11 protein-coding genes are annotated in these 12,696 nt (G+C 74.1%); 10 read left to right on the forward strand and 1 reads right to left on the reverse strand.

Annotated elements, in window-relative coordinates; genetic code table 11:
• Positions 1–82: 82 nt before the first annotated feature.
• Positions 83–2,311: a cytochrome P450 gene (locus M8316_RS03565; RefSeq protein ID WP_250052089.1), complete on the reverse strand. Its 2,229-nt coding sequence runs from the start codon at positions 2,309–2,311 to the stop codon at positions 83–85.
• A gap of 136 nt (positions 2,312–2,447) precedes the next feature.
• Between M8316_RS03565 and M8316_RS03570 the strand changes: the two genes are divergently transcribed.
• The 10 genes from M8316_RS03570 to M8316_RS03615 all read left to right on the forward strand — a co-directional run bounded on the left by M8316_RS03570 (position 2,448) and on the right by M8316_RS03615 (position 12,677).
• The gene (locus M8316_RS03570; RefSeq protein ID WP_250052091.1) at positions 2,448–3,239 is read left to right on the forward strand and encodes a formate/nitrite transporter family protein; all 792 of its coding nucleotides are present in this window, start codon (positions 2,448–2,450) and stop codon (positions 3,237–3,239) included.
• A gap of 83 nt (positions 3,240–3,322) precedes the next feature.
• Positions 3,323–4,393 carry a LacI family DNA-binding transcriptional regulator gene (locus M8316_RS03575; protein ID WP_250052093.1) on the forward strand — a complete coding sequence of 357 codons (1,071 nt, stop codon included), beginning with the start codon at positions 3,323–3,325 and terminating at the stop codon, positions 4,391–4,393.
• A gap of 149 nt (positions 4,394–4,542) precedes the next feature.
• Positions 4,543–5,949: an extracellular solute-binding protein gene (locus M8316_RS03580; RefSeq protein ID WP_250052095.1), complete on the forward strand. Its 1,407-nt coding sequence runs from the start codon at positions 4,543–4,545 to the stop codon at positions 5,947–5,949.
• Entirely contained in the window at positions 5,946–6,854 is a 909-nt protein-coding gene (locus M8316_RS03585; protein ID WP_250052097.1) for a carbohydrate ABC transporter permease, read from the forward strand. The genes M8316_RS03580 and M8316_RS03585 overlap by 4 nt, the downstream gene beginning before the upstream one ends.
• Positions 6,854–7,786 (forward strand): carbohydrate ABC transporter permease, encoded by a 933-nt coding sequence (locus M8316_RS03590; RefSeq protein ID WP_250052100.1) that lies wholly within the window; start codon positions 6,854–6,856, stop codon positions 7,784–7,786. The genes M8316_RS03585 and M8316_RS03590 overlap by 1 nt, the downstream gene beginning before the upstream one ends.
• Before the next feature lie 81 nt (positions 7,787–7,867).
• Complete coding sequence (locus tag M8316_RS03595) at positions 7,868–8,698, forward strand: hypothetical protein (protein WP_250052102.1); 831 nt, start codon at positions 7,868–7,870, stop codon at positions 8,696–8,698.
• Positions 8,699–8,726: 28 nt separating this feature from the next.
• Positions 8,727–9,533, forward strand: a complete 807-nt coding sequence (locus M8316_RS03600) for a tectonin domain-containing protein (protein WP_250052104.1) — start codon at positions 8,727–8,729, stop codon at positions 9,531–9,533.
• Between the two features lie 5 nt (positions 9,534–9,538).
• Positions 9,539–10,597: a Gfo/Idh/MocA family protein gene (locus M8316_RS03605; protein WP_250052106.1), complete on the forward strand. Its 1,059-nt coding sequence runs from the start codon at positions 9,539–9,541 to the stop codon at positions 10,595–10,597.
• A gap of 166 nt (positions 10,598–10,763) precedes the next feature.
• Complete coding sequence (locus tag M8316_RS03610) at positions 10,764–11,990, forward strand: MFS transporter (RefSeq protein WP_250052108.1); 1,227 nt, start codon at positions 10,764–10,766, stop codon at positions 11,988–11,990.
• Positions 11,991–12,062: 72 nt separating this feature from the next.
• Positions 12,063–12,677 carry a DedA family protein gene (locus M8316_RS03615; RefSeq protein ID WP_250052109.1) on the forward strand — a complete coding sequence of 205 codons (615 nt, stop codon included), beginning with the start codon at positions 12,063–12,065 and terminating at the stop codon, positions 12,675–12,677.
• The last annotated feature ends 19 nt before the right edge of the window (positions 12,678–12,696 follow it).

Raw genomic sequence — 12,696 nt, forward strand, 5'->3', positions numbered from 1 at the left:
GGCGAAGAAAAGGACAGGCCCCGCACCCACTGGGTGCGGGGCCTGTTCGCTTGTGACCACCGGCGCAGGCAGGGCGACGGCCTCAGAGGTCGAGGACCAGCTTCGAGGTGCAGGAGCGGGAGACGCAGATCATCATGCAGTCGTTCGCGTCGCGCTCGGTCTGGTCGAGCACGGAGTCCCGGTGGTCGGGGGTGCCCTCGAGCACGGTGACCTCGCAGGTGCCGCAGGTGCCCTCCTGGCAGGAGGAGACGGTCGGGACGCCGGCAGCAGCCACGACGTCGAGCACGGTCTCGCCCGGGTTCACGGTGACGGTACGACCGCTGGCCCGCAGCTCCACCTCGAACGCGTCGGAGCGGACGGGCTCGGTCAGCGGCTTCGCGGCGAACCGCTCGGTGTGCAGCGCTCCGCGCGGCCAGGCCGCGGTGGCGGCCTCGATCGCGTCCAGCAGCGGGCCGGGGCCGCAGCAGTAGACGGCCGTGCCCTCGGCAGGCTCGCCCAGGATGCCGGGCAGGTCCAGCAGGCCCGTCTCGTCCTGCGGGGCGATGGTCACGTTCTCGCCGTGGGCGGCGAGCTCGTCGAGGAACGCCATCGAGGAGCGGGAGCGGCCGCCGTAGGTGAGGTGCCAGTCGGCACCACGCGCCTGCGCCTCGCGGATCATCGGCAGGATCGGCGTGATGCCGATGCCGCCGGCCACGAACACGTACCGCTCGGCCTCGACCAGGCGGAAGTGGTTGCGGGGCCCGACCACGCGGACGACGTCGCCGGCGGCCAGGGCCGCGTGCACGTGCTCGGAGGTACCGCGACTGGCCGGCTCGCGCAGCACGCCGAGCCGGTAGGTCGAGCAGTCGGCCGGGTCGCCGGAGAGCGAGTACTGCCGGGTGCGGACGCCCGGGATCGCCAGGTCCACGTGCGCGCCGGGCTGCCAGGACGGGAACGGCAGGCCCGAGGTGGGCCTCAGGACGAGGGTGGCCACCCCGTCGCCGTCCAGCGTCTTGGCCTCGACGACCGCCTCGGTCATCGTCTCGCCGGTCAGCCGCGAGATGGCCTCGCCGGACTCGCCGCGCTGCTCGGGCGGGGTGAAGCGCAGCGGCAGGTGCCACCACACGTGCATGTTCGGGGTGCTGCGGTAGATCTCGGCCTCGCCGTCGATCTCGTAGCGGCCGAGGATCGGCAGGGCCTCCTCGAGCGCGATCTGCGTCTCGAGCAGCGCCAGCGGGCGGCCGAGGCAGCCGTGCAGGCCCTCGCCGAAGCCGAGGTGGTTGAAGCGTCCGCGCGTCACGCGGTACTCGTCGGGGGCCTCGAAGCGGCGCGGGTCGCGGTTGGCGGCGCCGTAGACGAGGACGACGCGGCCGCCCTCGGGGATGGTCGTGCCGTGCAGCTCGACCTCCTTCGCGGCGGTGCGGCCGACCAGCTGGAGCGGGGTGTTCCAGCGCACCGCCTCGTCCACCGCGGAGGGGATGAGCGAGGGGTCGGCCAGCACGAGCTCGCGCTGCTCGGGGTTCTCGGCCAGCAGCTTGAAGGTGGTGGCGATGAGGCCGGCGGTGGACTCCACGCCGCCCAGGAACAGCACCATCATCAGGCCGAGCACCTCGGAGGCGGGGGTGACGTCCTCGTCCGCGAACGGACGGCCGTCGACCTCGGCCTGCACGAGGTGGGTGACCACGTCGTCGCGGGGGTTCACGCGGCGGTCGTTGAGCAGGTCGACGAAGTAGTCGCGGATGCCCTCGGTGGCGGCGCGCGCGACGTCGGTGAGGCGCGGGTCGCCGGGCTTGCGGTCCTTGAGCTGGTGGACCCACACGTCGAGCCGGGCCCGGGTCTCGGGGTCTTCGCTGCGGCCGGGCAGGCCGAGCACGGCGAAGAAGACGTCGTTCGGGGTCGGCCAGGCCAGCTCCTGGGCGAGGTCGACGTGCCCGCGGTCGCGCCAGGGCGCGATGTGCTCGCGGACGACGGCGCGGATGGCGTCCTCCCGCTCGGCGATGCGGCGGGGGAGGAAGAAGGGCTGGACGATCGCGCGGATCTTGTCGTGCCGCGGGTTGTCGAGGTCGGGCAGGAAGCCGGGGCCCGCCTGGTCGGTCGCGGTGTCGTCGATGTCGATGCCCTCGTAGGAGGGGAACGTGGCCGGGTCGAGGGCCGCGTTGCGCACGTCCTCGAACCGCGAGAGCGCGTACCAGCCCCACTTCTCGCTGCGGAAGACCGGCTGCTCCTCGCGCATCCGCTCGTAGACCGGGAACGGGTCGGCCTTGAACTCCGGGGTGAAGGGGTCGTAGTCCAGCGGGGCGTCGGTCGACGGTGCGTCCGGGGCCAGGGTCATCGAGGTCCTCCTCGTCGAGGTGCGGCGGCATGGCACGTGCCACAAGGGCCTCAGTGTCTCAGGTCACAGGAGGGGGTGTCCACCGGTGGGCGCCTGTGTCCCGGCCGGGTGAGGGGCCCGCTCCTAGGCTGCTGCGATGAGCACGCAGCACCACCTGACCGGCGGCCACGAGCCCGAGGTCGCCGAGCCGTTCGACCGCATCGTGGACGAGGGGCGCCAGCGCCTCGAGCGGCCCCTGCTCTCGCTGGTCGCCACCGGGCTCATCGGCGGCATCGACATCGGCTTCGGCATCCTGGCCTACCTCGTGGTCAAGCACGAGACCGGCGACGCGCTGCTGGCCTCGCTCGCCTTCTCGATCGGCTTCGTGGCCCTGCTGCTGGCCCGCAGCGAGCTCTTCACCGAGAACTTCCTCGTGCCCGTCACCTCCGTCGCCGCCAAGCAGGGGACGCCGGTCCAGCTGCTGCGGCTGTGGGGCGTCACGGCGGTCACCAACATCGTCGGCGGCGGGCTGATCATGTGGCTGCTGGTCACCGCCAGGCCCGACCTGGGCGGTGCCCTGAGCGAGACCGGGCTGCACTACGCCGAGCTCGGCGTCGGCCTGCGCAGCTTCGCGCTCGCGGTGCTCGCCGGCGCCGTCATCACGCTGCTGACCCGCATGCAGATGGCCACCGAGAGCACCGGTGTGCAGCTGGTGCCGGCCGTGCTGTTCGGCCCGCTGCTCGTGGGGGCCGAGCTGTTCCACTGCATCCTCGACACCCTCTTCGTGCTCGGCGCGATGATGGCCGGGGCCGATGTCACGGCGCTCGACGCGCTCGTGGTCTTCGCCTGGGCGGCGGTGGGCAACGTGGTCGGCGGGGTCGGCCTGGTCACCGCGATCCGCCTGCTGCGGGTGACCCGCAAGCTCAGCGAGGCGCGGCAGGCCGCCTGAACCGCCGCCGGGCCGGCAGGCCCAGCGGCACGGTCAGGGGCACCTGGGCGACGCCTGTGGCCGACGGGCCCTAGATTGACCCCATGCCCTCCGGGAACCAGCGCCGCGTCCGCGCCGACGGCGCGCCCGCGCCGGGGGAGGGGGGAGGCGGTCGCCGCCGCCCCACGCTCGAGGACGTGGCCAAGCACCTCGGCATGTCGGCCTCCACGGTCTCGCTGGCGCTGCGCGACGCGCCCGGCCCGAGCACGGCCACCAAGGACCGGGTCCGTGCCGCCGCCGCCGAGCTCGGCTACCGCCCCGACCGGGCCGCCCAGGTGCTGGCCCGCTCGCGCGCCGACACCGTCGGCGTCGTCACCGCGCTGGGCGACCACTTCCACGCCGCCCTCGTGGAGGCGCTCTACAGCGCCGCCGAGGACCACCCGTGCGAGCTGGTGCTGAGCGCCTCGACCCGGGTGCGCAGCGAGAAGCGCGCGGCCGAGACGCTGGTCGACTCGCGCTGCAACGCGCTGGTGCTCGTGGGGCCGCACAGCAAGGACGCGGACCTGGTGACGCTGAGCGAGGTCGTGCCGGTGGTGCTCATCGGCCGCGCGGTCCAGGCGCCCGGCATCGACGTGGTGAAGGTCGACGACCGGGCCGGGATGGCCGCCGCCGTCGCGCACCTCGCGGGGCTCGGTCACCGCCGCGTCGCCTACCTGGACGCCGGTGTGGGACCCGCCCGCACCGAGCGCCGGGCCGGCTACCTGGACGGCATGTCGGCGGCCGGCCTGGGTGAGCACGCGGTGGTCGTGCAGAGCCCGCAGGACCGCCGCAGCCTGTGGGGCGCGGTGGACTCGCTGCTGGAGGCCGAGGACCGCCCGACAGGCATCGTGACCAGCGACGACGACACCGCGCTGGCCGTGCTGGAGCTGCTGGCCTCCCGCGGTGTCGAGGTGCCCGGGCAGATGTCGGTGGTGGGCTACGACGACAGCCCCCTGGACCACCGCGGGCCGGTCGGGCTCACCACGCTGAGCCAGCCCTCGAAGCCCCAGGCGGACGCCGCGCTGCGGGCCGCGCAGTCGCGGCTCGACGACCCCGACCGCGAGCCGGTGACGGTCGTGCTGGAGGCCCAGCTGGTGGTCCGCGGGTCGACCGCGCCGCCGGCGTCCGACGACTGACGGACAGCGTCGCGACGGCGGTTTTTTCTACTGAAGCGCTTGACCTTCCGATGTGAGCGCGGTCATAGTGATCGCCATCACGGGTGCCGGCCCCGTTCTTCATTCACAGAATTTCAAGCGCTTGAAAAGCGCAGGAACCGGAGAAGATCGTGACACTGACGTCTCACCGCTCCGCCGTCGCAGCGGGCTCCCGCCCGCGCCGCGGACGACGCACGCCCGCCCTCCTGGCGGTCGCCTCCCTCGCCGTCGCGGCGACCCTCTCCGGCTGTGCCGGCATCGGCGGGTCCTCCACCGCGGACGCCCCGGTCGAGGCCTCCACGGAGCTGCCGACCGAGGACGTGACCCTGAAGCTCTGGACCGTCCAGACCGGCGAGCTCCAGACCGCCCTGCAGAACGTGATCGACGCCTACGAGGCCGAGCACCCGAACGTGAGCATCGAGCTCGACTACTCCGACAACGACAGCTACTCCAAGTCGTTCAAGCTGGTCATGTCGGGTGACGACGCCCCCGACATCACCGAGTGCGGCCAGGGCTACACGCAGATGGGCCCGCTGGTGGACGCGAACCTGGTCCTGCCGCTCGACGACTACGCCGACCTCTACGGCTGGGGCGACCGCATCCCGTCCGGCTTCCTCGACCAGTCCCGCATGGACGACGAGGGCAGCTCCTTCGGCGCCGGCACCCTCTACGGCCTGCCGGTCGCCGGCAACCTGCTCGGCGTCTACTACAACCGGCCCGCCGTCGAGGCGCTCGGGATCGACGTCTCCACCATCGAGACCGTCGACGACCTCGAGGCGGCCCTGAAGGAGGCGAAGGCTGCCGGCGACGTGCCGCTCATGCTCGGCAACCAGGACGGCGACGCCGGCCAGAAGGTCTGGGAGGGCCTGCGCACCTCCTACCAGGACGCCTCGGCCAAGCGGGACTGGATCTACGGCGAGGACGGCGCGACCGTCGTCTCCGACGAGGTCACCGAGGCCACCACCGCCGCGCAGCGCTGGGCCGAGCAGGGGCTGATGTACTCCGACGCCGCCGGCACCTCCCGCGGCGACGGCGTCGCCAAGTTCGCCCAGGGCCAGGGCGACTTCATGATCCAGGGCAACTGGTACGCCGGCGACGTGGCGGCCGCCATGGGCGAGGACGTCGGCTTCTTCGCCCTCCCCGCCGCCACCGCGGGCGGCGACCCGCGCGCCAGCGGTGCCACCTCGCAGCCCTGGTGCCTCTCCTCGAAGTCGGAGAACCCCAACGTGGCGGCCAGCTTCCTGGACTTCCTCTCGGGGGACGAGGCCGCGCAGACCCTCGCGGACGGCGGCTGGCTGCCGATCGTCGACGCCGACTCCGTAAGCGTCGAGGCCGGCTCGGTGAAGGAGGACGTCCTGAACGTGTGGAACTCCGTCGTCGAGGCCGACGGGCTCACCCTGTGGTCGGACTGGGCCACCACGTCCATGGCGACCACGCTCAACCCCGACCTCCAGGAGCTGTACGCGGGCCGGCTGGGGGTGGACGCCCTCCTCGAGGACGTCCAGGGCGACTGGGACGAGTTCCAGGCCGACCGATGAGCATCGCGCAGCAGGCACCCGGCCGTCGCCGGCAGCACGGCGGCGGACGCAGCCTCGTCCCCTACCTCTACGTGCTGCCGGCCACGGTCCTCCTGGTCGTCTTCGTGGCGCTGCCGCTGGCCCAGACGGTCTTCTACTCCTTCAACGACTGGGACGGCCTGACCGCCCCGGAGTGGGTGGGGCTGGAGAACTACACGCGGGCCATCGGCGACCCCGACGTCCGGGCCGCCGTCGCCCACGCCCTGCTGCTGATGCTCTTCTACTCCGTGCTCCCGGTGTCGCTGGGCCTCGTGATGGCGGCGCTGCTCTCGCGGCGCCGCCTGCCGGGGATGCCGTTCTTCCGCACGGTCCTGTTCCTGCCGCAGATCATCACGCTCGTCGTCTCCGGCGTCGCGTGGCGCTGGATGTACGCCGACGACGGCGTGGTCAACCAGCTGCTGCGCGCCGTCGGGCTCGACGGGGTCACCCGGGCCTGGCTCGGTGACTTCACCTTCGCGCTGCCCGCCGTCGGGCTGGTCGGCATCTGGGTGGTCTTCGGCTTCTGCATCGTCCTGTTCGTCGCCGGCATCGCCGGCATCGACGAGACGCTCTACGACGCCGCCCGGGTGGACGGGGCGGGGCCGGTGCGCGAGTTCTTCAACGTGACCGTGCCGGCGCTGCGTCCGCAGATCGCCATCGCGCTGACCGTGACCGCCATCGGCGGCCTGCGCAGCTTCGACGTCGTGTACGTGACCACCGGCGGCGGCCCCGGCCGCGCCACCCAGGTCCCCGCGCTGCTCATCTACCAGCTCGCCTTCGTCGAGGGGCGGGTCGGCCTCGCGGCCGCCGTCGCGGTGGTCCTCACCGCGGTGATCGTCGCGGTGGCCGTGGCAGCGCGCCGCCTGGTCAGCACCGAGGAGGCCTGATGAGCACGACCACGAGCACCACCCGGGGCCGCGCCCCCTACCGCGCCCGCGAGGGCTCCGGCGACGCGGGCGACCCGCCCCCGAGCGGCGAGCGCGCCCGCCGACCCACCGCCGCGCAGGCCCGCGGCGCCTGGACCACCTACGCGCTGCTCGGGCTGGCCGCGATCTGGGTGCTGCTGCCGCTGTACGCGATCGTGGCGGTCTCCCTGCAGCCGCAGGACGCACAGGTCAGCGGGCTCTCGTGGCCCTCGGACCCGCAGTGGGGCAACTACGCCGAGGCGTTCCGGCAGGGCGTCTTCGGGCCGCTGCTGACCAACTCGCTGAAGATCGCGGTGAGCGTGGCGCTGCTCGGCACCACGGTCTCGATCCTGGCCGGCTACGCCTTCGCCACGATGGAGTTCCGGTTCAAGAAGCCGCTGTTCGTGCTGCTGCTGATCGGCCTGGTGCTGCCCTTCGAGGGCATGGTGCTGCCGCTGTTCTACAACCTGCGGGCCTTCGGGCTCACCAACAGCGCGTGGTCGGTGGTGCTGCCGGAGGCCGCGCTCTACAGCTCCTTCGGCATCTTCTGGATGCGGGTCGCGTTCGCCGCGGTGCCCAGCGGCATCCTCGAGGCGGCCCGGGTCGACGGCGCGAGCACCTGGCGCATCCTGCGCAGCATCATGCTGCCGGTCTCGCTGCCCTCGATCGCGACGCTGCTGGTGCTGCAGTTCCTGTGGTCGTGGAACGAGTTCCTGATCGCCCTGATCATGCTCCAGGACCCCTCGTCCCGCACCGCCCCGGCCGGCCTCGGCGCCTTCGTCGGGGAGTACTCGGTCAACATCCCGCTGCTCGCCGCCGGCGCCGTCATCGTCTCGACGCCCCCGGTGCTGCTCTACGCGTTCATGCAGCGCTTCGTCATCAGCGGGCTCACCCAGGGCGCGGTCAAGGGCTGACCGCACCCGTCCTCTCGGGCTCTCCCGCCCGCCCATCCCCGGACTACCCCCGGCCGCGACCCGCGGCCGAGAAGGAGAGACATGCAGTACGTGACCGGCATCCGACCGGAGATCTTCGAGTGGCAGCAGGTCGAGGCGCCCGCCCTGGGCGACGTCGGCGTGGCCGTCAACGGCACCGTGTGGGGCGTCGCCCTGCACGACACCTCGGGCAACGACGAGGGCACCGTGCACCGCTGGGACGGCCGGCGCTGGCACGAGCAGCCCGTCACCGCCCGGCACGTCGAGGCCGCGCCGCGCGGCGAGGCCTGGCTGGTGGACGCCGGCGGCGTGCTGCACGAGCCGGTCGACGGCGGCTGGGCGCCGGTGGAGACCCCCGGCCCGGTGCTCGACGTCAGCATCGGCCTGGACGGCGGCGTCTGGGTCGTGACCAAGGGGGAGGGCCCCGGCACCTCGGGCGTCTTCCGGCGCAAGGGGGCCGACTGGCTCGACGACCACGACAGCCCCGCCGACGTCCGCTACCCCTTCGACGTGCCGTGGGTGCCCGCGGACGACGACGACTACCACCTGCCCCACGAGGGCATCGCGCCCTCGGACCCGCTGGCCGTGGCCGCGATGGCCGACGGGCTGCCCTGGGTCGTCGACCACGACGGCTCCATGTACCGGCGCGTGCCGGGCGGCTGGCAGCTGATGCCGCACGAGCCCGCCAGCGACATCGACATCGCCCCCGACGGCAACGTCTGGATCGTCGGCCGCGACCAGCGCCGGCACGGCTTCGGGCCCTGGCGCTACTACCACGGCACCGACTGGGACTGCCACGACGGCGAGGCCGTGCGGATCTCCGCCGGCTACGACGGCCTGCCCTGGATCGTCGACGGCCTGGGCCGTCTGTTCCGCCAGCACGTGCGCCTCTGAGCGCGCCCGAGACCTCCGGAGGACCCCCATGTTCTACGAGACCACCGAGCGGTACCTGCGCGGCGAGCAGTCGCACCTGTTCGAGCAGCAGTCGCCCGAGTTCACCCGCATCCACGACTCCGCCCGCGCCAACGACCCCGCCCGCGACATCGCCATCGCCGCCAACGGCGCGGTGTGGGTGCTGAAGCTGCCCGAGGGCTACGGCCACCGCGAGGCCGAGGTCGAGAACTACGAGCTCTTCACGTTCGACGGGTTCGACCTCGTCCGGGTGGAGGGGGAGGGCGTCGCGGTCAGCGCCGACCCCGACGGCCACCCCTACCTGGTGCAGCGCGACGGGACCATCCTGCGCCGCACCGCGGCCGGCGCCTGGGAGACCCTGCCCGGCACGGCCACCGACATCGGCGTCGGCGCCGACGGCACCGTCTGGGCGATCGGCACGCAGGAGGTGCCCGGCGGGCGGCAGATCATGCGGCTCGACGGCGCCCCGGGGGAGGAAGCCTGGACCGTCGTGGACGGCGGCGGCATCCGCGTCGCCGTCGCCCCCGACGGCGAGCCCTGGGTCGCGGACGCCGACGGCCTGCTGTGGCGCCGGCTCGGCGGTCGCTGGCACCGGCTCCCGCACGGCGCCATCGACGTCGCGATCGGCGCCGACGGCAACGTCTGGATCGCCGGCATCGAGGGCGGCAAGCACGGGGGTAACGGCGTGCACCGCTGGAACGGCCGGGACTGGGACACCTGCGACGGCGCGGCCATCCGGCTCGCCGTCACGCCCAACGGGCTGCCCTGGCTGGTCAACATCCGCGGTGGCGTCTACCCCCGCCACCTGGCACGGTGAGCGACGTGAGCGCCACCACACGCATCGGCGTCGTCGGCTACGGCACCGGCGGCCAGCACTTCCACACCCCCTACGTCGCGGCCGCGCCCGGCGTCGAGCTCGCCGGGGTCGTCGCGCGGGCACCGGAGACGGTGGCCAAGGTGCAGCGGGACTGGCCCGGCGTGCCGGTGCACGGCTCGCTGGCCGAGATGATCGAGGCCGGCGTCGACGCCGTCACGATCACCACCCCGCCCGCCACCCGGCGCGGCCTGGTGCTGGAGGCGGTCGCCGCCGGCGTCCCCGTGGTGGCCGACAAGCCGTTCGCCCCCACCGCGCGCGACGCGCAGGACCTCGTGGACGCCGCCGAGCGCGCCGGCGTCCTGCTCACCGTGTTCCACAACCGCCGCTGGGACGCCGACGTGCGGACCCTCCAGGGGCTGCTGGAGCGCCGGGCGTTCGGCGAGCCGTGGCGGCTGCACAGCCGGTTCGACGCCGACGACCCGGGCACGCTCGAGGGCGGTCCGCACGGCGGGCTGCTGCGCGACATCGGCTCGCACCTGGTCGACCAGGCCCAGCACCTGCTGGGCCCGGCGCGCACGGTCACGGCGCACCTGGACGACGCGGTCACCGACGAGGGCCCCACGGACGCCTCGTTCGTGCTGCACCTCGAGCACGAGGGCGGCGCGGTCTCGGTGCTGGAGTCGACCAAGCTCAACCACCTCCAGTGCCGCGAGCTGCGCTGCTACGGCAGCGCAGGCAGCTACCGCCAGCTCGGCACGGACGTGCAGGCCACCGCGATCTTCGCCGGGCGCCGCCCGACGCAGGACCCCGCCGCCTGGGGCTACGAGCCCGAGCACGCGTGGGGCCTGCTGGCCACGGACGCCGGCACCGTCGCCGTGCCCTCGGCCCAGGGCAGCTACACCGAGTTCTACCGGCACTGGGGCGCCGCGGTCCGCGGCGAGGGCCCGGTGCCGGTCGACCCGCGCGACGGCGTCCGGGTGCTCGCGGTGCTCGACGCCGCCCGGGAGAGCGCGGCGCTCGGCGCCACCGTGGCGGTCCGGGTGCCGGCCCCGGCGTCGGTCTGAGCCGGCCCCCCGCTCCCCGTCGGCCGGACGAGCACGCCGGCCGACGGGGCCACGCCCGCGCGCGCACCAGGTGAGACGCGCGCCGGGAACACCTGCGCCTGCCCGACAGTTGTCGCACGCGGTCGGCCCGTCCCGGGTCGCCCGGCCCCGCGACGAGAGCAGGACGATGAGCCTCACCGACCAGACCGCCGGCGGCACGCCCACGGGCGCGGCCAGGAGCGAGGCCGGCGCCCCCGGTGCCCGGGAGTGGGCGGCGGTGGGCGCCCTGGCCCTGGCGATCTTCAGCCTCGTCACCAGCGAGTTCCTGCCGGCGAGCCTGCTGCCCGCGATGGCCGACGACTTCGGCGTCTCCGAGGGCGTCGCCGGCCAGGTGGTCACGGCCACCGCCCTGGTCGGCATGCTCGCCGGGCCGGGCATCACCCTGCTGTTCCCCCGGACCGACCGCCGCGTCCTCCTGCTCGGTCTGCTCGCCGTGGCCGTGCTCGCCAACGTCCTCACCGCGGTGGCGCCGGCCTACGCCGTGGTGGTCGTCGCCCGCCTGCTGCTCGGCGCGGCCATCGCCGGCAGCTGGGCGCTGGCCATCGGCGTCTGCGCCCGCCTGGTCTCGGCCGCCCGGCTGGGCCGCGCCATGTCGATCGTCAACCTGGGGCTCTCGGCCTCGCTCGTCCTCTCGGTGCCGCTCGGTGCGCTGCTCTCCTCGGCCGCCGGCTGGCGCCCGGTGTTCTGGGGCGTCGCCGCCCTCGGCCTCGTGGCGTTGGCGGCGCTCGCGGTGCTGGTGCCGTCGGTGCCCGCCTCGCCCGGGGCCGGCGCCGCGGCGCTGCTCGGCACGCTGCGCTCCCCGGTGCTGCTGCTCGGGCTGGCCGGCGTCGGCCTGCTCGTGGCCGGCCACTTCGGCAGCTACACCTTCGTCCGCCCCGCGATCGACGCCGTCGACGGGATGAGCACCGGCCTCGTCGCGCTCGCGCTGGTGCTCTACGGCGCCGGCGGGCTGTTCGGCAACGCCGCCGTCGGCGTGGTGATCGACCGGCGCCTGCCGCTGCTGCTCCTGGTGGTGCCCGGCGTCATCTGCGCCGCCGTCGTCCTGCTCGCCGTGGCCGGGGCGCTGGGCACGGGCTCGGTCCCGCTCGCGCTGGTCGCCCTGGCGGTCTGGGGCCTCGGCTTCGGCGGCATCGCCACCTCCACCCAGACGCTCACCGCCCGGGCGGAGCCGACCCGCATCGAGTCCGCCGGCGGCCTCTACGTGGCCGTCTTCCAGCTGGCCATCGCCCTGGGCACCGCGCTCGGCGGCCTGCTCCTCGACGCGGCCGGGGTGACGCCGCTGCTCGTCGCCTCGGGCGTCGTGGTGGTGCTCGGCGCACTCCTCATGCACGCCACGCGGCACCGCCTGGCCTGAGCGCGAACCCACCCCGCCGGGGGAGCGGCGGTCAGGTTCGGTGCAGGCGGGGCGGGAAACCGTGGAGGTGTGATGGCCTACCTCGACCCGCTGCTCGCCTCCCTCGGTCTCTGGGCCCCGGTGCTCGTGGGCGCGGTGCTCTTCGCCGAGACGGGCCTGCTGGTCGGCTTCTTCCTCCCGGGCGACTCGCTGCTGTTCGCCGTGGCCGTGCTCGCCTCGTCCGGGGTGCTCAGCGCCTCGATCTGGGTCTTCGCCGGCGCTGCGTGGCTCGGGGCGGCGCTGGGCGACCAGGTCGGCTACCTCATCGGGCAGCGGTGGGGGAGCCGGCTGCTGGTCTCCCGCGAGGACGGCGGCCACCGGCCGCGGTGGCTCTCGGGGCACCACATCGACGCCGCCCACCGCTTCTTCCTCGAGCACGGGCACAAGGCCGTCGTCCTGGCCCGCTTCGTGCCGCTCGTGCGCACCTTCACCCCGGTCGTCGCCGGTGCCCTCGCGATGCCGCGGCGCCGGTTCACGGTCTACAACGTGCTCGGCGGCCTGCTCTGGGTCGTGCTGCTCCTGGCCGCCGGCTGGTACCTCGGTGAGGTGCGGTTCGTGGCCGACCACGTCGACCTCGTGACCCTCGGCCTCGTGGCCGTGTCGCTGGTGCCCGCCGGGGTCGCGCTGCTGCGGCGCCGCGCGGCCTGAGCATCGCGAGGGACGCCGC

Origin of the sequence: Nocardioides bruguierae (assembly GCF_023554635.1) — a bacterium.
GTDB classification, from domain to species: domain Bacteria; phylum Actinomycetota; class Actinomycetes; order Propionibacteriales; family Nocardioidaceae; genus Nocardioides; species Nocardioides bruguierae.

Excerpts from the sequence above, each read along its gene's own strand:
- M8316_RS03565 (WP_250052089.1), bottom strand. The coding sequence starts at position 2,311 with ATGACCCTGGCCCCGGACGCACCGTCGACCGACGCCCCGCTGGACTAC.
- M8316_RS03570 (WP_250052091.1), top strand. The coding sequence starts at position 2,448 with ATGAGCACGCAGCACCACCTGACCGGCGGCCACGAGCCCGAGGTCGCC.
- M8316_RS03575 (WP_250052093.1), top strand. The coding sequence starts at position 3,323 with ATGCCCTCCGGGAACCAGCGCCGCGTCCGCGCCGACGGCGCGCCCGCG.
- M8316_RS03585 (WP_250052097.1), top strand. The coding sequence starts at position 5,946 with ATGAGCATCGCGCAGCAGGCACCCGGCCGTCGCCGGCAGCACGGCGGC.
- M8316_RS03590 (WP_250052100.1), top strand. The coding sequence starts at position 6,854 with ATGAGCACGACCACGAGCACCACCCGGGGCCGCGCCCCCTACCGCGCC.
- M8316_RS03595 (WP_250052102.1), top strand. The coding sequence starts at position 7,868 with ATGCAGTACGTGACCGGCATCCGACCGGAGATCTTCGAGTGGCAGCAG.
- M8316_RS03600 (WP_250052104.1), top strand. The coding sequence starts at position 8,727 with ATGTTCTACGAGACCACCGAGCGGTACCTGCGCGGCGAGCAGTCGCAC.
- M8316_RS03610 (WP_250052108.1), top strand. The coding sequence starts at position 10,764 with ATGAGCCTCACCGACCAGACCGCCGGCGGCACGCCCACGGGCGCGGCC.
- M8316_RS03615 (WP_250052109.1), top strand. The coding sequence starts at position 12,063 with ATGGCCTACCTCGACCCGCTGCTCGCCTCCCTCGGTCTCTGGGCCCCG.